This window comes from Xanthomonas sp. NCPPB 3005 (assembly GCF_041228095.2).
GTDB classification, from domain to species: domain Bacteria; phylum Pseudomonadota; class Gammaproteobacteria; order Xanthomonadales; family Xanthomonadaceae; genus Xanthomonas_A; species Xanthomonas_A bonasiae.
On sequence record NZ_CP166096.2, the window covers coordinates 4524898 to 4545917 of the forward strand.

Here is a 21020-nt window from a genome sequence, read left to right on the forward strand (position 1 = left end):
ACTGTCGGGGCTCAAGCCCCTCCCACAGTGAACCCAGCCAGCACGCCGCTAGCCCCTGTAGGAGCGGCTTCAGCCGCGACCGGGCGTTACCGGCAAGTCTCGGTCGCGGCTGAAGCCGCTCCTACAGGAAGCGTCAGTGCGCAGCGCTGCGCGCCAGCACCGCCTGCGCCGGCTTGTGCTGCACGGTGAAATCGCTGTCGTGCGCGCCGCCGGCGTCCGGATCGGTGTACCAGCACCACAGCGCGATGCCGGCGATGCGTTGCTCGCCCAACACCCGGCGCCAGTCAAGCAGCACCTGCGCCTGCAAGGCGGTGTCCACCGCGGCGCGGCGTTGCTCGGGACTCTCCCAGGGTGCGGCCAGGCTGCCGCGCGCCGAGCGCAGCCCCAGTTCCGCCACCCACACCGGGCGTCCGCTGCGCGTGCCCAGCGCCTGCACCCGCGCGGCCGCCGCGCGCATCTGCGTCAAGCGCTGCGCCGGCACCGCCGACAACGCCGGATACAGGCTGGTACCGACGAAATCGAAGCGCTCCCAGTAGCCGAACCGCTCGGCCTGCTCCAGGCCGTCGGCCACATAGCCGAGCGGACCGCGGTAGACCTGGCGCACCGCCGCGACCAGCTCGGGCCATTGCGGCGCGTCCTGCAGGCCGCGCAATTCGGTGCCGACGATCAAGGCCTCGGCCCGCTCGTCGGCGGCGACCTGCGCCAGCTGCAGCAGCGCGCGCCGGTAGGCGCCGAACCAGGCCGCGCGATCGGCCGGCGCGGCGTCGCCGGCCCAATGGCCGGGGATCCACAGATGCACCTTCAGCACCGGCTGCAGGCCGGCCGCGCGCATCTGCCGCAGCCCGGCGCGCACCTGTTCGGGAGTGCTGTCGCTGCCCAGCACCGGATCGTCGGACTGCGGCGTGGCCTGCCAGACGAAGGCGACCAGCAGCGCGCGCTCGGCGCCGGCATCGGCCAACTGCTGCAGCGAGCGCTGCGCCGCGTCGCTGCCCCACGGCGCCTGCGCCGATACCTTGACGTTGGCGCCCATCCACGGCGCTGCCGCGGGCGTGGCCGCGCCGCAGCCGCACACGCTCGTCGCGAACAGCATGCCCAGCAGCCACCTCACGGCGATCGACGCCATACCCGGTAGGACCCTTGTCGGTAGACCAGACTGTAGCCCGGCAGGCCCTGCTGCCACAGCTGCGGCAGGCGCCGGTTGACGCTGTCCAGGACCCCGGCCTGGCTCGCCGGGTCGGCCACCACCACCTGCGCCGGCATCTGCCGCGGGTCGTCCAGCGCGCGCTTGAAGCGCGGATCGAACGGCAGGATCAGGCCTTGCGCATCGCCGCGCGCCACGATCACCGCGTAGCCGGCGCGATCGTCAAGCAGGGTCGGCAGCCGCGCCTCGGCCAGCCAGGCGCCCAGCCGGGCTTCGTCCGGGTGCCGCGGCGGCACCGGCGCGCGCAGGGCCGTCGCCCAGTCGCGGGTGGTCGACGCGGCGGTCTGCGCGATGACCCAGCCGCTGGCGACGGCGCCCAGCAGCAGCAGCGCCAACGCCGGCCAGCGCAACTCGCGGCGCAGGTCGCCCAGCACCAGCGCCGCCGGCACCACCATCAGCGCCAGGAAATCCAGCGGCTGCGCGCTGAAGCGCGCCCATGCCGCCAGCGTGCCGGCGCCGATCACGGTGACCGTCGCCACCAGTACCCAGCGCCAGGTGTTGCTCAGGCGCGTGCGCCGCACCAGCAACAGCAGCGGCGTGGTGACCAGGCCGGCCAGCGCCAGGTACAGCGGCGGCCACCACGGCCGCGCCATGGCCTGCTGCAGCCACGGCTGCAGCGCGGCCTGCGCGTAGCTGCCGCGGAACGCCGAATGCTGGTCGCGCACGAACAGCAGCGCATCGCCGAAGAACAGATAGTTGAGGTACATCCAGGTCGCGACCGCGAACAGGAACGGCAGGTAGCACACCAGGTAGAACGACAGCGGCGCGCGCCGCAGCATGTCCTGCGGCGCGATCACGCCCAGCCACGGCGCCATCGCCACGGCCAGGAAGCAGGCGCGTTCGTCGACGAAGAACAGCAGGCACAGGCCCAGCGCCAGGCGCAGGTAGGCGAAGGCTTCCGGATCGTCGCGGAAATGGCGCAGCGCGCGGCAGGTCAGGTAGAACACCAGCAGGCCCAGGCCCTGGTTGTTGCCCGACAGCGTCGGCCACAGGAAGAACGGCTGCAGCACCAGCGCCGCGCACAGGCCCCAGGCCCAGGCGCGGCCCAGGCCCGCGGCGAGGTCGCGCCACAGCAGGGTCACCATCGCCGCGCCGGCCAGCACGTCGGCCAGGTACGGCAGCAACGGCGTGGACAGCCCCGGCACGCCGCCGATCACCAGGCCCAGGTACAGCGAGGCCTGCGCGTACAGGAAGCCCAGGTATTCGGTGCGGAAACCGGCCGCGTCGCGCAACAGCAGCAGCTTGGCGTACTGCGCCATCGCGTCGTCGCTCATGTAGCCGTGCGCCAGCAAGCGCTGGCACAACAGCGCCAGCAGCGCGGCGGTGACCACGAACACCGCGACGCCGCGCGGGCGCCGCGGCGTCTCAGTCGTCGAGTGCGGCGCGGCGCTCTTCGGCCATGTGCTTGCTGATGCCATGGGTGGTCTTTTCCCAGTAGAACGGATTGTGGATGAGCTGCCACAGGCCCTTGTAGGCGGCGACCGATTGCAGCAGCCAGTACAGCGGCACGGTCAGCGCGTACGGCGCCAGCCGGAAGTAGTCGCGCTTGAACGCCGCCAGCAAGGTCATGTAGATCAGGAAGCCGTTGCCCAGCAGCAGGTTGAGCAGGCTCAGGTACAGCAGCGCGGGCGGGAAGAACGGATTGAACGCATGCGTGTCGGTCAGCGCCCAGATCCCGTAGATCAGCCACATCGGCGGGGCGATCAGCGCGGTGAAGAAGGTGCCGCCGACGAAGAACTGGAAGCCCCAGAAGCCGCGGAAGCCGACCGAGCGGTACAGCTGCACCGGATCGCGCATGTGCACCAGCCAGGTCTGCATGTAGCCCTTGAGCCAGCGCGAACGCTGCCGGATCCAGTTGGGAATGCTGACGTTGGCTTCCTCGAACGTGGTCGAGTTGACCACGCTGACCCGGTAGCCCTGCTGGGTCAGGCGCACGCCCAGGTCGGCGTCCTCGGTGACGTTGTACGGGTCCCAGGCGCGCACCTTGCGCAGGATGTCCAGGCGGAAGTGGTTGGAGGTGCCGCCCAGCGGGATCGGGATGCGCAGGGTTTCCAGCGCCGGCAGGTAGAAGTCGAACCACAGCGTGTATTCCAGCGTGAACATGCGCGTGAGCCAGTTCTCGTCGGCGTTGTAGTAGTTCAGCCGCGCCTGGATGCAGGCCACGTCGGCTGGCGACTTGCGGAACGCGGCGACCGCGCGCTTGAGCTGGTCCGGCTCCGGCTTGTCCTCGGCGTCGTAGATGGTGAGCATCTGCCCGCGCGCGAACTGCAGCGCGTAGTTGCACGCCTTCGGCTTGGTCTTGGGCTGCGACGGCGGCACCCGGATGATCTCGAAGAACGCCTCCAGGCCCAGCGCCTTGGCCGCCTCGATGGTCTCGGTGTCGTCGGCCTCCAGCACCAGCTTCACGTCCAGCTTGGAGGTCGGGTAGTCGAGCCGGCGCAGCGCGTTGGCCAGGATCGGCAACACGTCCGGCTCCTTGTACATCGGCACCAGCACCGTATACACCGGCAGGTCCTCGTCGCTGAGCGCGGCCACTTCCGCGTCGGTGACCTTGATCTCGATGCGGCGCCGCGCGCCCAGCCAGGCCAGCGCGAACTTCAGCGCGAACGTGGCCACGAAGGCGATCCCGACCACGCTGTTGATCGCGATCAGGCTCGGCACCGGCCAGATCGCCAGCGCCAGCAGCAACAGCGCCGCCACCGTGCACAGCGACACCACCTGCTTGCGGGTCACCACCTGCTTGGCCGAATGCTCCGGCGCGTGCTCGGCGAGCAGGTTCAGCGCATCGTGGGTGAGCTGCGCATCGGCCTGCTGCTGCAGGCCCCAGACCACATCGAACTTGGAGGTACCGACGAAGCGCACGTCCGCGCCGTACTGGCTGCGCGCCCAGGCGAAGGTCTCCGGGCCGGGATCGGCCACCGCCAGCATCAGCCGGCCCTCTTCCATCCGCCACGGCAGCACCAGGCGTTGCGCGTAGTCGGCCAGGCGCTCCGGCTCGAACAGGGCGGAGTCGATCGGCTGCTGCAGCAGGTTGACGAAGTTCAGTCCGAAATGCGCCGACAGCACCGTGTAGAAGCGCAGCGCGGTGACCCCGCGCTGGGCCAGCACCACGTCGCCCAGGCGCGAACGCCAACGCGCCTGCAACGCCAGCGCGTCCTGCAGCTGCGCCGCATCGATGACCCCGGCTTCGACCAGCGCGGTGCCGATCGGGGTCTGCCAGCCGCGCGGCTCGGGCACGCTGCCGAGCGGGCCGATCGCGTCGTCGGCGGTGCGGCTCGTCGCCGGATGGTTCACCGCGGCCACGTCAGAACCGCCACCAGGCGGCGACGAACGGGCCACCCGCGCCGCCGGTGTTGCGCCCGGCCACCGGCTGCTGGTAGCCGAGCTGCACCTGGGTGCCGCCGGGCAACGTGTGCAGCAGCGAGGCCTGCAGCTTGGTCAGGTCGTAGTTGTTGCCGCGGATCGGGGTGCCGGGCGCGTAGACCGGATTGGGGCCGTTGCCGTTGCCCAGGCCCTGGATCACGTTGAGTTCGCCGATCAGCATCCAGCGCGGCGCCAGCGCCAGGCCGCTGCTGATGTCCAGGCGCGCCTCGTCGGCGGAGTCGCCGCCGCGCAGGCGCACCGCCGCGCCGAGGTCCACGTAGCCGTCGTGGTTGCCGGCCCGATAGCCGCGGCCGACGCTGTAGCGCAATTCGGCGCCGTAGTCGCCCTGCCCCAGCGCCGGATGGTCGCGATCGTCGGCGCCCTGGCGGCTATAGCCGGGGATCAGCGCCAGCACCTGCAGCGCGCCCTGCCACGGTCCGTCGCGGCCGTCCGGATCCAGGCGGTAGCGCAGGCCGATTTCCTGGTCGGCCCAGCCGGTGGTGTGCTGGTTGCCGTAGCCGCTGTCGTTGCGATAGCCGACCTTGCTGAAATAGAAGTTGCCGACCAAGGTAAGGTCCGCGCTCAGCCCATACTCGGCGTAGAGATTCAGCTGGTCCTGGCGGCTGCGCCCGGCATCGGGGAAATTCTGGTCCTGGCCGTGGCTGTTGTAGACCGCGCCGCCGTCGCTATGGCTGGCCTTGAGGATCGCCAGCGCGGCGCCGTCGTCCTGCACCCAGGCCCCGGCGGAACACGGTCCGGTCGCCAGTGCGGCCAGGCCCAGCGCCAGCGTCGACAGCCTGCGTGCGCGCCGGTCAGGTCGGTGCCGGGCGCGGCCATCGCCGGCCACGGAAGAGGGAGTCGCGCATACGCGCGACCACGAGCGCGGGCGCTCGCCGTACGACTGGTTCATCGCAATTGTTTCCTGGAGGGGGGCCCCTGGAACAGGGAGCAGGAAACGATTCCGTAGCGGAATCGCGACAGGAACGTAGCACCTTTCCTGTGTGATTCAAATCACGCGATAAATGAATTGCTCATCACGCATACAGCCTGCGCTAGCGCACGCACCAGCCTGGTGCTGCGTTCAGCCAGGTCGGCGCCAACACAGCCTGGCGAAGGTCACCCAGGCGTGCAGCCAGATCACCGCCCACACCGCCGCACGCACCGGCGCGGTGCGCGCCGGCGCCTCGAACTTGCGGAAATAGCGCCACAGCCCGCGGTGCTTGTGCCATTCCACGAACCAGGGCCGCTTGCGGCTGGAAACGCCGCGCACGTGCAGCACGCGCAGGCGGTTGCACACCGCCACGGTGGCCCCGGCCTGGCGCGCGCGGCGGCACAGGTCCAGGTCCTCGGCATGCAGGCGGTAGCCGGCGTCCCAGCCGCCGATGCGGTCGAACAGCGCGCGCGGCAGCAGCATCAGCGCGCCGGAGATCGCGTCCACGCGCTGCAACGGCTGCGCCGGATCGGCCGCCAGCGCCAACCGCGAACCGGCCAGCGGATGCCGCAGCATTGCCGCGAAGTCCGGATCGCGGCGGCGCACCGCGGCGTCGGCGCGGCCGTGCTCGTCGACCTGCTCGACCCCGAGCAGCGCGTCGCCGAGCGCGGCGACCTGCGCGCGCAGCAGCGCCAGCGTGTCGGCCTCCACCATCAGGTCCGGATTGACGAACGCCAGCCACGGCGCATCGCTGGCCGCCGCGCCCTGGTTGCAGGCGCTGGCGAACCCGGGATTGTCGGGGTTGGCGATGAAGCGCACGCGCCGATCCTCCAGCGCGTGGCGCTGCACGATCGCCAGGGTGTCGTCGCGCGAGGCGTTGTCGACCACGCGGATCTGGGCGACGTCCGCGGCCGCGCGCAGCCGCTGCAGACAGGCGTCGATGGTGCTGCCGCTTTCGTAGGTCACCACCACCACGGCCATCTGCTGTTCGCTCATGCGCCGATTATCCGGGCAAAGCCGCGCGCGCAGAAGGCGTCGCACCTGGCCGGCGTTCGCGCGCGGCGATTCTGCGGCGTGGGCGCCGCGCCGACGCGGTAGAATCTCCGGTTCCATGCCTTGCGCGGTGTAGATGACGGCTAGCGCCCACTACCGCGCGCTGCCGCCAGGATCGAGACGCATCGGCCGCCCAGTTCGCTGGCGGCCGTGCATGCCGATGGCCCGGCAGCGTCGCCGCTTTTCGACCGATGTCGCCGTCGGCCGCAGCCGCAAACCTCCGCATCACTGGTCTAGACCAACGCCCGAAAGGCGCGAAGCGCCGCGCCATTGCGACGCTACGCCTGCGTTCCCGCCGCCGGGACAGGCCCGATGAGCGCGCACCAGATCCACGGCATGAGCCTGGCCCCGGCTGCGGCGGACTGGCCGCCCCTGCGCAGCGACGAGGTGGACGCGCTGTTGCGGCACATGGGCCTGCCCGACGCGGTCCGCGCCGTGCGCTGGCACAGCCCGCGCCCGTTCTCCGCCGCGGCCGAGGTCGAGACTTCCGTGGGCACGCTGTTCGTCAAGCGCCATCACCGCAGCGTGCGCGATGCGCGCACGCTGGACGAGGAGCACCGTTTCATCGAGCACCTGCGCGCACGCGGCATGCCGGTGCCGGGACTGCTGCGCGCGCCCGACGGCACCAGCGCGATCGCGCTCGGCGACTGGACCTACGAAGTGCAGCGCGCCGCCGCGGGCGAAGACCTGTACCGCGACACGGCGTCGTGGCGGCCGTTCGCCGACACCGCCCATGCGCAGGCCGCCGGACGCGCACTCGCGCTGCTGCACCAGGCCGCGGCCGGCTACACGGCGCCACCGCGCAGCACCACCCAGTTGGTCGCCAACCTGCGCCTGTTCGGCGGCGCCGATCCGCTGCAGGCGCTGCAGCAGGACCTGCGCGCGCGGCCGGCGCTGGCCGCCTGGCTGCAGCGGCGCGACTGGCGCGGCGACCTGCGCCGGCATCTGCTGCCCTGGCACGCGCGCGCCTGGCCGCTGCTGCGAACGCCAGCGCCGCCGCTGTGGACGCATGGCGACTGGCACGCCTCCAACCTGCTGTGGCGCGGCCACGGCGCGGCGAGCGAGGTCAGCGCGGTGTTCGATTTCGGCCTGGCCGACCGCAACTTCGCGCTGTTCGACCTGGCCACCGCGATCGAACGCAACCTGGTGCCGTGGCTGGATCTGGACATCGGCGGCCGCGCGCCCGCCGATCTCGACCAGCTCGACGCGCTGCTGCACGGCTACGCGCAGCTGCTGCCGCTGGACGCGGCGCAGCTGCGCCTGCTGGCCGCGCTGTTGCCGATCGCGCATGCCGACTTCGCGCTCGCCGAGATCGACTATTTCGCCGGCATCACCGGCTCCGACGCGAACGCCGAGATCGCCTATCGCCGCTACCTGCTCGGCCATGCCGACTGGTTCGGCGGCGAGGAAGGCCAGCGCCTGCTGCGGCAGTTGCAGCGGCACGCGGACGCCGCGCGATGAGCGTTTCGCGTTCGCTGCCGCGCGCGCCGGCGCGCCCGGTGCGCGCGCATGCCGCGCCGCGCGGCCGGCAGCGCGCCCGCCCACGCCTCCGCCGTTGCCCGCGCGCAGCGGCATCCGTCCTTTCCGTTCCGACTCCCGCTTAGAGGTTCTCCCATGTCCCACGCCTTCCCCGCACTCGCGCCGCTCGCCCTGGCCTTGGCGCTGGCCGCCACCGCCGCACCGGCGCGCGCCGCCGATGCGGACACGCAGACGCCGGTCGAACTGGACGCGGTCAACGTGCAGGGCGAGCAGCCGCGCAACCGCTCCACGCTGGGCGGCTACGGCGACGCCGCGCTGCTGGACACGCCCGCCTCGATCGGGGTGATCGACCGCACGCAGCTGGACGACCGCCAGGTGCGCGTGCTCAGCGAGGTGCTGCGCGCCGACGCCTCGGTCGGCGACAGCTATGCGCCGATCGGCTACTACGAGAACTTCGTGGTGCGCGGCTATTCGCTCAACGCCGCCAACAGCTACCGCATCAACGGCCTGACCGTCACCGGCGAGCAGAACGTGGCGCTGGAAAACAAGCAGCAGGTGCAGGTGCTCAAGGGCCTGTCCGGGCTGCAGTCCGGCCTCACCGAACCGGCCGGCGTGATCGACTACACGACCAAGCGCCCGCAGCAGGTGCGCACGCTGACGCTCGGCACCGACGACGACGGCGGCCGCTACGCCGCGCTGGACCTGGGCGACTGGTTCGGCCGCGACCGCCAGTTCGGGCTGCGCGTCAACGCCGCACACGAGGACATCCGCAGCTACGTCGAGCATGCCGACGGCCACCGCAATTTCCTGTCGCTGGCCGGGGACTGGAACATCGATCCGCAATCGGCGCTGCAGCTGGACGTGGAATACCAGGACCGGCAACAGCGCTCGGTGCCCGGCTATCAACTGCTCGGCGGCGAGCGCGTGCCCGGCGACGTGTCGGTGCACCGGCTGCTGGCCTACCAGCCCTGGTCCAAGCCGGTCGGCATCGACTCGCTCAACGCGCAACTGCGCTATCACTACCGCTTCAACGACGCCTGGCGCGCGCAGTTGGCGGCAGCGCACAGCCGCGCGGTGATCGACGACTATTCCAGCTTCGCCTGGGGCTGCTATGGCGCGGCCAGCTGCGCCAGCGACGCGATCCCCAACTACTTCAGCCGCGAAGGCGACTACGACCTCTACGACTACCGCAGCCCCGACGACACGCGCCGCAACGACCAGGTGCAGGCGACCGTGTCCGGCACGTTCGCCACCGGCGCGCTGCAGCACCAGCTCAACATCGGCGTGGACTACCTGCAGCGCACCATCGACCAGCACGGCTCGATCAACGAATGGATCGGCAGCGGCACTATCGACGCCGATCCGCCGCTGCTGGCCCAGGCCGACGCCGAACTCGGCGCCAAGCGCAGGCGCCTGGACAGCACCCAGCAGTCGCTGCTGGTCAGCGACCGCATCGGCATCGGCGAGGCCTGGCAGTTGCTGCTGGGCGCGCGCCAGGTGCGCTACGACGAGCGCGCCTGGGATCGCGACGGCGCGCTGACCCGCCACACCCGCCGCTCGGAATTGTTGCCGCAGGCGGCGCTGCTGTTCAAGCCGCGGGACACGCTGTCGCTGTACGCCAGCTTCGCCAAGGGCCTGGCGCCGGGCGGCACCGCGTCGTGGTTCGCCAGCAACGCCGATGCGATCCTCGCCCCGACCAGCGCCTACCAGACCGAAGCCGGCCTGAAATACGAGCGCGACGGCCTGGCGCTGGGTGCGGCCGTGTTCGACATCCGCCAGGCCTATCAGTATGCGCAGCCGCAGGCCGACGGCAGCTTCCTGTATGTGCAGCAGGGCCGCCTGCACAACCGCGGCATCGAACTGTCGGCCGACGGCGCGATCGGCGAGCGGCTGCACCTGCAGGCCAGCGTCGCCGGCATCCGCGCGCGCGCCGAAGACACCGGCACGCCGGCCTACGAAGGCCACCAGGCCTTGAACGTGCCCAGGCTGCGCGCCAGCGCCCAGGCCAGTTGGGACGTGCCCGGGGCGAGCGGCCTGGCGCTGCTGGGCGGCGCGCAGTACAGCGGCGCCAAGTACGCCGACCGCAGCGGCCGCGTCGCCGTCGGCGGCTACACCGTCTACAACCTGGGCGCGCGCTACGCGACGCGGCTGGGCACGCTGCCGACCACGCTGCGGCTGAGCGTGGACAACCTCGCCGACAAGCGCTACTGGCGCGACGTCGGCGACTACATGGGCGACGACTATCTGTTCCTGGGCGCGCCGCGTACGGCGCGGCTGGCGCTGCAGTTCGATTTTTGAGGGCCGGGAGTGGGGATTCGGGATTGGGGATTCGTAAAAGCCAAGCGCAGGACACGGAGCGTCACTGTCTTGAGAGCGGCCTTGGCCGCGACAGGACTTCCTGGAAAGCCCGTCGCGGTTGAAGCGCTCCCACAAACGAACGCATTGTTTCGCGCTCGCGGAACCTCTCCAATCCCTAATCTCCAATCCCCAATCCCGGCCTTCCAACAATGTCCCCTCTCGAACTTCTCGCCGTGCTGATCAACGTGCTCGGCGTCTGGCTGACCGCACGTCGGGTGCGCTGGTGCTGGCCGGTCAACGTCGTCGCGGTGCTGCTGTACGCATGGCTGTTCTACCAATGGAAGCTGTACTCGGACATGCTGCTGCAGGGCGTCTACGTGTTCCTGCAGGGCTACGGCTGGTGGCGCTGGAGCCAGGGCCGGCTGGAGCACGGCAAGGTCCAGGTCGGCCCGTTGCCGCTGCGCGAAGCGGTGCTCTCGCTGCTGGCCGGTGCCGCCGGTGCAGCGCTGTTGGGTTGGCTGATGCACCGCCACACCGATGCCGCCCTGCCGTGGCTGGACGCCGCGCTGTCCGCCTTCAGCCTGGTCGCGAGCTTCTGGGCGGCGCGCAAGCACATCGCCAACTGGAGCCTGTGGATCGTGCTCGACTGCGTCTACGTCGGCGTCTTCGTCTACAAGGGGCTGTATCCCACCGCGGCGCTGTACGCCGGTTTCGTGGTGCTGGCGATCTACGGCCTGCGGCTGTGGCGGGCGGACCTGCGGCGCGCCGTCGCCGCGCAGTCGTCGCCATGAGCCGGCGCATCCGCATGCGCTGCGATCCACGCAGGCCGGCGTCGGCGTGCAGGCCGGGACGATCGTCGTGACCGGCGCGCAAGAAGCGCAGACGATGCACGTCAGCCCGCGCTAGCCCGGCATGCCGGTCGCGCCGCAGTGCCACGAGCGCGCGCGGCATCGCTATGCTGGAGCCGCTCGATCCTGGCATTGCAGTGAGCGGAGCGTTGTGGGAGCGGCTGCGGATGGCCCGGGTCGTTCGCCGCGACGGGCTTTGCAAGCGAGGCCTGTCGAGACCGCAGCCGCTCCCACCAGCATCGTTGCCTGCGACCATGGGCAAGAACAGTGCAGCACCGCCACGGAGACCCCATGCCCACGCCGTTGAATCCCGCCGCCGGCTTCGGCCAGCGCATCGTCGATGCACTGCTCGCGCGCATCGTCGGCGGCGAATGGGCCGCGGACCAGCGCCTGCCGGTGGAACGCGAACTGGCCGCGCTGTTCGGCTGCACCCGCATCACCTTGCGCGAGGCGCTGCAGCAACTGGAATCGGAAGGCTACATCTACCGCGAGAACCGGCGCGGCTGGTTCGTCAGCGCAGCGCGCGTGCGCCACGATCCCACCAGCATCGCCGGCTTCATGCAGTACGTCGCCGCGCAAGGCGGCACGCCGCGTACCGAACTGCTCGGCGCGCGCCGCCAGCCGGCCGGCGCGACGCTGGCGCGGCACCTGGAACTGGACGATGCCGGGGCCGAGGTATTCGTGCTGCAGCGCCGGCGCTGGATCGGCCGCCGCGCGGTGCTGCTGGAGACCAATGCGATTCTCGCCGCATGGGCGCCGACCCTGCTCGATCACGACCTGGCCGGCTCGCTCAGCGCGGTGCTGGGACAACGGCTCGGGTTGCGCCAGGCGCGCAGCCGGCTGTCGATGTACCCGGCCACGCTGGTCGCCGAGCAGGCCGCGCTGCTGCAGTCCACCGCCGGCACGCCGTGCTTCCGGCTGCAGCGGGTGAGCTACGCCGCCGACGGCCGCGCGGTGGAATTCGACATCGAGTCCTGGCGCCACGACGTGCTGGAAGTGACAGTGGACGTGCAGGCCCCGCCTGAGTGAGGCCGGCGCGCGTCCGGCGGTGGCGGGCGGTTGCGGTCGCGTCCGCCCGCTCCGGCAATGGCATCGCGAATGCGCCGATCAAGCCGCGCGCGGCGGGTGTGCCCAAGCCAACGACCATTACGGACCTCTTGCACCTTGTGGGAGCGACTTCAGTCGCGATGGGCTTTACCGGTAGAGCCCGTCGCGACTGAAGTCGCTCCCACAACACTCCGCCGACTGACAACACTCCGCAGATTGGCCGATTGCAGATGCCCGCGTCGAAAACGCGCTAGATGTCGAACAACGCGCGCTGCGGGTCCGGCGGCGGCAGCTCGGCGTACAGGCGATGCAGCTCTTCGCGGCGCACGCGCAGCGGATCGTGCATCAGGAAGCCGGCCAGGCGCGCGTGCCAGGCCGGCCAGCGCGTGGCCAGCGCATCCATGTCGCCGTCGGCGGCGCGGCCTTCGCCGCTGCGCGCCACGTAGGAAGTGACGGTTGAGGTGCAGGCGCCACCGGAGTGAGGCCGGCCTGCGCGTTGGCGGGAGCCTGGCGGACATGCACCTGTAGGAGCGGCTTCAGCCGCGACAAGTTGCCGGCCATCTGTCGCGGCTGAAGCCGCTCCTACAATTGTCGCAGGCTAGGCATCGAACAGCGCGCGCTGCGGGTCCGGCGGCGGCAGGTCGGCGTACAGGCGTTGCAGGTCCTCGCGGCGCGCGCGCAGCGGATCGTGCATCAGGAAGCCGGCCAGGCGCGCGTGCCAGGCCGGCCAGCGCGTGGCCAGCGCGTCCATGTCGCCGTCGGCGGCGCGACCTTCGCCGCTGCGCGCCACATATGCGGTCTCGCACAGCACGTTGCGCCAGCCGAGTCCGGCCATGCGCAGCGACAGGTCGATCAGCGCCGCGTACCAGGAACCGTAACTGCTCGCGTCCAGGCCGCCGGCGCGCTGCCGCGCCGCGCCGCGCAACGCCACCGCGTGGCACACCGCCGACGGCAGTTCCGGATGCTCCGGCGGCAGCGCCGCGCAGGCGCGGGCCAGGCGTTCGCCATCGTCGGGCAGCGGATTGATCTCGCCCAGCCGCGGCCAGGCGCAGGCTTCGCCGGCATTGCTCCACGGCGTGGCGCTGGCGATGGCCGCATCGCGCGCCAGGCACGCGCCCAGGTGCTGCAGCCAGCCGGGCAGCGGCTGCGCGTCCGCGGCCAGCACCACCACGTCGGCGGCGCCGCAAGCGCGCAGCATCTCGTCCAGATGCGCGACCTCGCCGAGCATGCGCGGACGCCGGGTGTAGTCCGCCTGCAGGCGGGTATGCGCCAGCCAGGCCTCGACCACGCGCTGCCCGCGCGGCCCGGCCTGCGCGTCGTCGGCCAGCCACACCCGGGTACCGGCCGGGGTATGCGCCTCCAGCGCGCCCAGGCATGCGTCCAGCGCGGCGTCGTCGACGCCGACCGGCAGCAGCACGATGGGCAGGGTCACCAGCGCTTACTTCTTGCCCGTGGCCGGCAACGGCTGCATCACCTTGAACTTCTGCCCGTACTCGTCGGTGAGATTGCGCGCTTCCTGCGGGTTGCGCACGATGGTCGGGGTCAGCAGCACGATCACTTCGTTGCGGGTCTTGTCCTGCGTCTTCTGACCGAACAGCGCGCCGACCACCGGCAGCTTGCTCAGCAGCGGCACGCCGGCGCTGCCGTCGCTGGTGCTGTCGTTGATCAGGCCGGCGAGCATGATGGTGTCGCCGCTCTGCACCGCGGCCTCGGTCTTGACCCGACGCGTGTTGATGTCCACGTTGCAGGACGCGCTGTTGGCCACGGTGGAGGTGCCCGAGGTGCACGCCGCCGGACGCGCGCCGGGCGTGCTGACTTCCTGCACGATGTCCAGGAACACCATGCCGTCCTTGGTCACCCGCGGACGCACCTTCAGGATCACGCCGGTATCGATGTATTGCACCGACGAGTAGGTGCTGTCGGTGCCGATGCCGGTGTTGATCGAGGTCGAGTTGATCGGGATGCGCGTGCCCACGTTGAGCGTGGCCTCGGCGTTGTTGCGCACGAACACCGACGGGGTCTGCAGCAGCTTGAGGTTGGTGACCTTGTCCAGCGCGCTGATCACCGCCGCGGCGTTCTTGCCGAGGAAGGTCCAGCCGAGACCGGTGCTTGTGACCTTGCCGGCGATATCGCCCCAGATGCTGCGTCCCGCGGCGCTGGGCAGACCTGCGCCGCCTCCGATACCGATGTTGGTTGCATCGCTGGCGGCGCTCACCGCCTGCTCGAAGTACCAGTTCACGCCGTACTGCAATTGGCCGGTCAGGCTGACCTCGGCCACCTGCGCCTCGATGTGCACCTGCATCGGCATCACGTCGAGCTTCTCGACCACGTCGCGGATCGAGCGCCACGACTGCGGCGTGGAACGCACCAGCAAGGTGTTGGTCTCCTCCACCGCCGACACGCCGACCTTGTCGCCCTGCACTTCCAGGGTCACGCTGCCGTTGCCGGAGGTGCGCGGCGACAGCTGCAGGCTGCCGTTGCCCAGCCCGCCGCTGCTGCTGCCGGACGAGGAACCGCCGCTGCTCGAGGACAGGCTGTCGCTGCTGCCGTTGAGGCTGCTGCTGCCGCCCAGGCTGCCGTCGCTGCTGCCGTTGAGGCCGCCACCGCCCATCTGGCTCAGCTGCGTGCCCGGCATCAGCGAGGCGTTGGAATCGCTGCGGTTGCCGCCGGCGCCGAACACTTCGGCCAGGCGGTCGGCCAGGTCCTTGGCCTTGATGTATTTCAGTTCGTAGGAGAACAGCCGGCTGCCGCCGCCGGCGCTGTCGATCCGGTCCAGCCACTCCTGGATCTGGTCCAGATAGCGCGCCTGCGGGGTGATCACCAGCACCGCGTTGGCGTTCTCCAGCGGCATGAAGCGGAACATGCCGGCACTGGGCGTCTTGCTGTTCTCGCCGAACACCTTTTCCAGGTCCGCGGCGACCTGCTCGGCCTTGCCCGACTGGATCGGGAACACGCCCACCGACATGCCCGACAGCCAGTCCACGTCGAAGATCTGCACCGTGCGCAGGTAGTTCTCCAGTTCCGCACGGGTACCGCCGAGGGTGATGACGTTGCGCGAGCCGTCGATGCCGACGATCGCGTTCGGCCGCGCGTACGGCTCCAGCACCTTCTTCATCTCGCTGGCGGAAATGAACTTCAGCGGCACCACGCGCACCTCGAAGCCGCGCGCGCTGGCCGGCGAGGCGGTGCTCGGCGCCACCGTGCCGGCCAGGGCCTGGTCGGCGGGCACGATGTTGTAGCGGCCGCCGCTGTAGACCATGCGTGCGTTGTTCCAGCCCAGCACCATCTCCAGCAGGTTCAGCGCCTGCGCCGGCGACACCGGCTTGGGCGTGGCCAGGGTCACGGTGCCCTGCACGCCCGGCGCGATCACGTAGTTCTGCCCGAGCATGTCGCCGAGGATCGCCTTGACCACCGCGTGCACCGACTCGCCTTCGAAGTTGAAGGTGGCGCTGCCGCTGCTGGCGTTGGCCAGCGACGGCGCCGGCGCGGCGGCGGCGCTGGAATTGATCATGCTGCCGCTGCCGCGGCGGATCACCGGGGCGACGCGGTCCGGCACGTCGTTGGGATCGGCCGTGCCCGTGGTTCCGTCGGTCGTGGTGCTGGTGCTGCCGGCGGCGCCGACGTTGGGATTGATCGCGGCGCCGCGGCGGACGTCCGGCGAGGGCGTGGTGGCGCAGCCGGCCACCAGGCCGATCGCGAGGAACAGGGAAAACAAGCGCGGCGTCATGCGATCACTCTTCAAGGGTTCTGGCCGGGGGTGGTGCCGTTCTGGCGCTGCTGCTGCAACTGCCGGCGGCGGGCTTCGATACGTTCGCGGATGGCTTGCAACTGTTCCGACGACGGCGCCGGCGCGGCCGCCGGTGCGCTCGGTGCCGGCGTTGTCGACGTCCCGTTGGCGCCCGCCTGCGGCGTGGCGGCGACGGGATTGACGGGGGCGTTGTTGACCACAGGCGCAGCCGCAGGCGGTGGCGGCCCCGGCAACGGCGGCATGCCCGGCGGCCGCGCGCCCTGGCCGAGCGCGGTCGGCGGCTGCCCGCCCTTGCCGTCGAACACCTGCAGGTCCAGGGTCTGGGTGCCGCTGCCGCCGCTGACCACCGCGCGGCGCGGTTCCAGCGACAGCAAGCGCCAGCCCTTCACCGGATCGCGGCCTTCCTGCAGGCGCAGCGATTCGCCCTGCTCGGTGGTCAGCGTGGCCATCTTGAAGCTGTCGGTGAGCAGCACGCCGGTCAGGCGCACGCTCGGCGCGGCGCCCTGGCCGTTGTCGGCGCTGAGGAAGAACGGATGCGGCCGGCGGTCTTCGGCGAACACCGGACGCGCGGCGATTTCGGCGTAGCGCGAATAATCGCCGAGGCGCTCGCCGGACGCCGCCGGCAAGCTCGGCAGGCGCTGGGTCATGCCCGGATCGTCGGGCAGCGGCACGATGCGCTGGCCCAGGCCGGCCAGGCCCAGCGCCCAGATCAGCAGCCCCCACAGCGCCAGCGTCGCCAGCCACACGGTGCGCAGGCCGATCGCTTCAATTCGCATGCGCGCCCTCCACTTGCTGCGGCGGCTGCGGCGTGGCCGCATCGCGCATGGCCGGCGGCGCTTGCGCAGGCGCCGGTTCGCTCGGCCCGGGGCCGGCCGGCGTGCCGGCGTCCATCGCCGGCGCGCCGGGCGGCGGCGGCGGTGGCATGCCTGGCGGCATGCCTGCGGCGGCGGGCGGCGGCGGCATCGCGTTCGGGCGCAGATAGCCGGCCAGTTCGAAGGCCACGTCCAGGCCGTTGCCGCTCTCGCCCGGCGACAGCTGGTAGCGCTGCGCCATCACGTTGAGGTTGTCCACGAACAGCGCCGGGGTGCCGCTCTCCAGCGCGTGCAGCACCGCGGCCAGTTCCGGCGTGCCGCAGCGCAGCCGCACCTGCACCGCGACGCGGGTGAAGCGGTCGCGGCGGTTGTCGGCGGCGAGCGGCGAACGGTTGCTGATCGCACAGCTGCGGTTGCCGGGGCTGGCGGTGGCCACCGCGCTTTCCAGGCGCTGCACCAGCCCGGCCGAAGCCAGCTCGGCCGAGGTCTCGCGCAGGAAGCCCGGACGCGCGGCCAGATCGCGTTGCGCCTGCTGCAGCCGCTGCGCCACCTGCGGCGCCTGCTGCAACTGCATGCGCACGCGCAGTTCGCGCTGGCGCAATTCCTGGATCTGCGCCTCGACCTCGCGCATCGGCACCGTCCACCACGGATGCACCAGCAGCAGATAGGCCAGCGCCAGCGCCGCCAGCAGCAGGCCCAGCGCCAGCCAGCGGTCGCGCTTATCGACCTGCACCGGCATTGGCGGCCTCCTTGCGCTTGGTCCCGGCCAGTTCGGCGGTGAGGGTGAAGCGGTCGCGGTGGCTGCCCGGATCGGCCTGCAGCACGCCGGTCAGCGATGGCGTGCGCCACAGCGGCGACCCCTCCAGCCGGCCGACCAGCGAGGACGCCTCGCTGCTGAGGCCGATCAGCTGCAACTGGTCGCCCTCGACCGAGAATTTTTCCAGATAGGTGCCCTCGGGCAGGCGCTTGCTCAGCTCGTTCCAGATTTCCAGCGCGGTCGGGCGCTCGGCGCGCAGTTGGTCGAAGAAGGCCGCGCCTTCGACCAGATCGACCAGCTGCTGGCGCTGCGCGGCCACACCGCGCGCGCGCTGCGCGCCGCTGTCCACTTGCGCGCGCAACTGCTCGAGCGCGTCGCGGCGGTTGTCCAGCAACTGCCAGCCGGCGGCGAACAGCGCCAGCAGCGCGGTGGCGGCGAGGATCGCGTTCCAGCGCCGCATCGGATCGGCGCGGCGATGGCGCTGCTCCGGCGGCAGCAGGTTCACGCCCAGCGGCGCGCCGTCGGCGCCAGCGACATCGACCCCGGCCAGGGTCGGGCGCAGCGCGCCGGCGCTGGCGTGCAGTTCGTCCAGCACGCGGCGCGGCGCCACCACCAGTTCGGCGTCCAGTTGCGCATCGTCGCGGCGCGCGCCGAGGCGCACGTCGTAGACCACCTGGTCGGCCTGGAACGGCGTCTGCCGGTCGATCTCGAAGCGGACCACGTCGCGCAGGTGGTCGGCGGCCGCGGCCGGCAGGCGCAGCGTGCGCTGCAGCGCGGACTGCGCCGGCAGCAGCCAGACCCGCGGCAAGGCGGCCAGGCGCGGGCCGAGCACGGCCTCCAGGTCGCTCGGCAGCAGCGGCCACGGCAACGCCAGCGGCGTGCCCAGTTCGGCATCGATCTGGCGCGCGACGTACAGCTGTTCGCCGTCGCGCCACAGCAGCAGCCGCGCCTGCGACCAGCCCAATTGCAGTTGCCAGCGCGGCGGCAGCCACGCCATCAGCGAACGCTGCCACCAGGCCAGCACGCCGCCGGCACCGGGCGCCATGCGCACGCCGAGCTTGTCCATCGTATCTCGCCACGCAGTCATCGAACGGTCGATCCTTCTTCCCATCGCAGCACAGTGTAGGCGGAGCCCGGTAGCGCCGACGAGCCTGGGCGCACCACGGCGCGCAGCACCGCCGCGCGCCCAGCGGCCAGTTGCGCGCGGCTTTCGATGCTGTAGGTGCCGCCGCCCCCGCCCATCGCAGCGGCCTGCGCCGGGTCGTTGCGCTCGCGTTGCGCCAGCACCTGCTGCGCATCCAGGCCCAGCGCGGTCAGCACCGGCGCCGGCGCGAAATCCGGCGCCGGGCGCGAAATCCCGCTGTACAGGGTCAGGTTCGGCAGCAGCTTGGCGTACAGATCCGCATCCATGCCCAGCACCAGTTGCAGTTCGGCCAGGCTCTCGAACGGCGCGTCCTTGGCGCCGTACGGCAGCCCGGCGGCGGCATAGTCCGGGTCCTCGGCGCCGCCGTTGGGCTGGCTGAGGTTGTCCGGGTCGCGCCAGTCCACGATCGCCGCGGCGATGCGGTCGGCGCGCTGCGGATCGCCGCCGACCGCGCGCACCAGCGCCGCCAGCAGCGGCGCGTCGGCCAGGTTCAGATCGACCTTGCCGCTCTCGTCGGTGATCCGTAGGTCGATCGTGGCGTCTTCGTACTGCCAGCGGTAGCGGCGCCCGTCCGCGCGCCAGCCCGGCTGCGTCGGCGTGCCGGCGAGCCGGGTCAGCGCGTACTCCAGCCCGGCGCGGGCGCGCTCCTGCGCCGCCGCGCCGTCGCCCAGCACCTTGCCCTGCAGGCCCTCGGTGCGCGCGGTCAGCGCGAACGCGCCGATCAGCGCGGTCAGCAGCGCGATCAGCCACAGCACCAGCACCAACGCCGCGCCGCGCGCCTGCCGAGGTGCCGCGCTCATTGCCGCGCCTCCGCGCCGCCGGCCTGGCGCAACGCCACCACCAGCGGCGGCCACACCATGCCGTCGTCGCTGCTCAGTTCGATCGACACCAGCAGCGGCAACTGGTCGGTCTTCTCCCAGCGCTCCTGCCAGGGACCGATGCTGCCGCGCTCCGGATCGATGCCGCGGTAGCGGAAGCGCACCTGGCGCAGGCCCTCGGCCAGCGACTCGGGCGCACGCGGCTTGTCCTCGGCGATCTGCTTGCCGGCCTGCACCTGCACCAGCGCGATCGCCAGGCGCTGCCGGCCGCCATCGCCGCTGACGCTGAGGTCGTGCACGTAGGGGCCGCCGCGGCCCAGGTAATCGGGAAGATCGGCGACGAACTGCATGCGCTGCGGTTCGCCGACGAAGCGCACCGGCTGCAGGGTGCGGCTGTCGATGTCCAGCGCCAGCGCCTGCGCGCCGCTCAGGCGCCGGCGCAGGAACCCCTCGACCGCGCGCATGCGCTCGCTGCGCCCGGCGATGGTCTCGCCGCGGCCGCTGATCGCGGTGGCCGAGCGCAGCGTGGCGAACGCCAGGGTCAGCCCGCCGACCAGCAGCACCGTGGCCAGCAGCACCTCGATCAGGGTGAAGCCGCGCGCGGCGGCGCGGCGCGGTGCGCGCTTCACTGCGGCACCCCGTTGCCCTGCGCGCTGACCAGGCGCAGCGTCTTCCACTGCAGCGCCTGCGCCGGCGCATCGCCCCAGCGCACCTGCAGGTTCAGTTGCAGCAGCGTCGGCGCGCCCGGCGTCAGCGTCGTGTCCGGCGGGCGCCGCGCATCGACGTACGGCGCCACGTCCAGAGTCCAGCGGTAATGGCCCTGCTCGAAACTGCCCTGTTCGCGGCCGGGTTGCAGCGGCTGCTCCACGCCTTGCGCGGCCAGCAACGATTGCGCGTACAGCGTGGCGCGGCTGAGCTGGTCGGCACGCTGGACCTGGCGCGCGGCGCCGGACAGCGAGCCGAGCAGCAGGGTCAGCGCCAGCGCCAGCAGCGCGAACGCCACGATCACCTCGATCAGCGTGTAGCCGCGTTGCGCCTTCATGGCATGCCCTGCTGCGGCGGACGCCCGACCTTGACCTCGCCGGTCAGCCAGGCCACGTCGATGCGCCAGCTGGCCTTGCGGGTCAGCAATTCGATGCGCCCGCCGGTGGCGGCGCCGTCCTCGAAGAACTGGATCGCGCCTTCGTCTTCGCGCCGCTGCGCCTCGCGTGCGCCGCTGAAGCGGATCGCCAGCGACGGCGGGATCTCGCCATGGCGGCCGTTGGGCGCCTGCCAGCGGTGCGCCTGCGGATCGATCAGGAAGCGCTGCGGCTGCCCGGTGGCGATCGCCTGCGCCCGCGTGTAGCGCAGTTGCGCGGCGATCTCCTTGGCCGACGAGCGCAAGCGCATGCCGTCGATGCCGCCGGTCAGCACCGAGGCGGCCAGCATCGCGGCGATCGCGATCAGGCCCACCACCAGCAGCATCTCCAGCAGCGACACGCCGCGCATGCGTGCACGCGCCAGCGGTACGCACGCGTGCGC

18 protein-coding genes and 1 pseudogene are annotated in these 21020 nt (G+C 71.6%); 4 read left to right on the plus strand and 15 right to left on the minus strand.

The window, feature by feature from the left end; all coding sequences use genetic code 11:
- Positions 1-133: 133 nt before the first annotated feature.
- From AB8810_RS19595 to AB8810_RS19615, 5 genes are all read right to left on the minus strand, one after another.
- Positions 134-1123 (minus strand): glycosidase-like protein, encoded by a 990-nt coding sequence (locus AB8810_RS19595; RefSeq protein WP_369914608.1) that lies wholly within the window; start codon positions 1121-1123, stop codon positions 134-136.
- Complete coding sequence (locus tag AB8810_RS19600) at positions 1105-2619, minus strand: hypothetical protein (RefSeq protein WP_369914609.1); 1515 nt, start codon at positions 2617-2619, stop codon at positions 1105-1107. The genes AB8810_RS19595 and AB8810_RS19600 overlap by 19 nt, the downstream gene beginning before the upstream one ends.
- A complete protein-coding gene (locus AB8810_RS19605; protein ID WP_369916688.1) occupies positions 2567-4456 on the minus strand; it encodes a glycosyltransferase family 2 protein in 1890 nt (629 codons plus the stop codon). The genes AB8810_RS19600 and AB8810_RS19605 overlap by 53 nt, the downstream gene beginning before the upstream one ends.
- A gap of 49 nt (positions 4457-4505) precedes the next feature.
- Positions 4506-5474 carry a hypothetical protein gene (locus tag AB8810_RS19610; RefSeq protein WP_369914610.1) on the minus strand — a complete coding sequence of 323 codons (969 nt, stop codon included), beginning with the start codon at positions 5472-5474 and terminating at the stop codon, positions 4506-4508.
- A 171-nt stretch (positions 5475-5645) separates the two neighbouring features.
- Positions 5646-6491 (minus strand): glycosyltransferase family 2 protein, encoded by an 846-nt coding sequence (locus AB8810_RS19615; RefSeq protein WP_206230954.1) that lies wholly within the window; start codon positions 6489-6491, stop codon positions 5646-5648.
- 369 nt (positions 6492-6860) lie between these two features.
- Between AB8810_RS19615 and AB8810_RS19620 the strand changes: the two genes are divergently transcribed.
- From AB8810_RS19620 to AB8810_RS19635, 4 genes are all read left to right on the plus strand, one after another.
- Positions 6861-8009: a phosphotransferase enzyme family protein gene (locus AB8810_RS19620; protein ID WP_179568491.1), complete on the plus strand. Its 1149-nt coding sequence runs from the start codon at positions 6861-6863 to the stop codon at positions 8007-8009.
- 153 nt (positions 8010-8162) lie between these two features.
- Positions 8163-10325, plus strand: a complete 2163-nt coding sequence (locus tag AB8810_RS19625; RefSeq protein ID WP_369914612.1) for a TonB-dependent siderophore receptor — start codon at positions 8163-8165, stop codon at positions 10323-10325.
- Positions 10326-10534: 209 nt separating this feature from the next.
- A complete protein-coding gene (gene pnuC / locus AB8810_RS19630) occupies positions 10535-11116 on the plus strand; it encodes a nicotinamide riboside transporter PnuC (protein ID WP_369914613.1) in 582 nt (193 codons plus the stop codon).
- A 348-nt stretch (positions 11117-11464) separates the two neighbouring features.
- Positions 11465-12202, plus strand: coding sequence for a UTRA domain-containing protein (locus tag AB8810_RS19635; protein WP_191825455.1), 738 nt, complete (start codon positions 11465-11467; stop codon positions 12200-12202).
- 268 nt (positions 12203-12470) lie between these two features.
- Here AB8810_RS19635 and AB8810_RS19640 read toward each other — a convergent pair.
- The 10 genes and pseudogenes from AB8810_RS19640 to AB8810_RS19685 form a co-directional block, all read right to left on the minus strand.
- Positions 12471-12647: pseudogene (locus AB8810_RS19640) on the minus strand (glycosyltransferase); the annotation flags it as partial.
- Between the two features lie 171 nt (positions 12648-12818).
- A complete protein-coding gene (locus tag AB8810_RS19645) occupies positions 12819-13652 on the minus strand; it encodes a glycosyltransferase (protein ID WP_206256653.1) in 834 nt (277 codons plus the stop codon).
- A 6-nt stretch (positions 13653-13658) separates the two neighbouring features.
- On the minus strand, positions 13659-15947 hold the full coding sequence (gene gspD, locus AB8810_RS19650) for a type II secretion system secretin GspD (RefSeq protein ID WP_369914615.1): 2289 nt from the start codon (positions 15945-15947) through the stop codon (positions 13659-13661).
- An 11-nt stretch (positions 15948-15958) separates the two neighbouring features.
- Positions 15959-16744 carry a type II secretion system protein XpsN gene (gene xpsN / locus AB8810_RS19655; protein WP_179568503.1) on the minus strand — a complete coding sequence of 262 codons (786 nt, stop codon included), beginning with the start codon at positions 16742-16744 and terminating at the stop codon, positions 15959-15961.
- Complete coding sequence (gene gspM, locus AB8810_RS19660; protein WP_206231225.1) at positions 16734-17519, minus strand: type II secretion system protein GspM; 786 nt, start codon at positions 17517-17519, stop codon at positions 16734-16736. Before gspM ends, xpsN begins: the two co-directional genes overlap by 11 nt.
- On the minus strand, positions 17500-18624 hold the full coding sequence (locus AB8810_RS19665; RefSeq protein ID WP_179568507.1) for a PilN domain-containing protein: 1125 nt from the start codon (positions 18622-18624) through the stop codon (positions 17500-17502). The genes gspM and AB8810_RS19665 overlap by 20 nt, the downstream gene beginning before the upstream one ends.
- Complete coding sequence (locus AB8810_RS19670; protein ID WP_191825450.1) at positions 18621-19481, minus strand: general secretion pathway protein GspK; 861 nt, start codon at positions 19479-19481, stop codon at positions 18621-18623. The genes AB8810_RS19665 and AB8810_RS19670 overlap by 4 nt, the downstream gene beginning before the upstream one ends.
- Positions 19478-20128 (minus strand): type II secretion system protein J, encoded by a 651-nt coding sequence (locus AB8810_RS19675; RefSeq protein ID WP_369914617.1) that lies wholly within the window; start codon positions 20126-20128, stop codon positions 19478-19480. Before AB8810_RS19675 ends, AB8810_RS19670 begins: the two co-directional genes overlap by 4 nt.
- Positions 20125-20541 carry a prepilin-type N-terminal cleavage/methylation domain-containing protein gene (locus AB8810_RS19680; protein ID WP_179568513.1) on the minus strand — a complete coding sequence of 139 codons (417 nt, stop codon included), beginning with the start codon at positions 20539-20541 and terminating at the stop codon, positions 20125-20127. The genes AB8810_RS19675 and AB8810_RS19680 overlap by 4 nt, the downstream gene beginning before the upstream one ends.
- Entirely contained in the window at positions 20538-20987 is a 450-nt protein-coding gene (locus tag AB8810_RS19685; RefSeq protein ID WP_241093847.1) for a GspH/FimT family pseudopilin, read from the minus strand. The genes AB8810_RS19680 and AB8810_RS19685 overlap by 4 nt, the downstream gene beginning before the upstream one ends.
- Between the last annotated feature and the right edge of the window lie 33 nt (positions 20988-21020).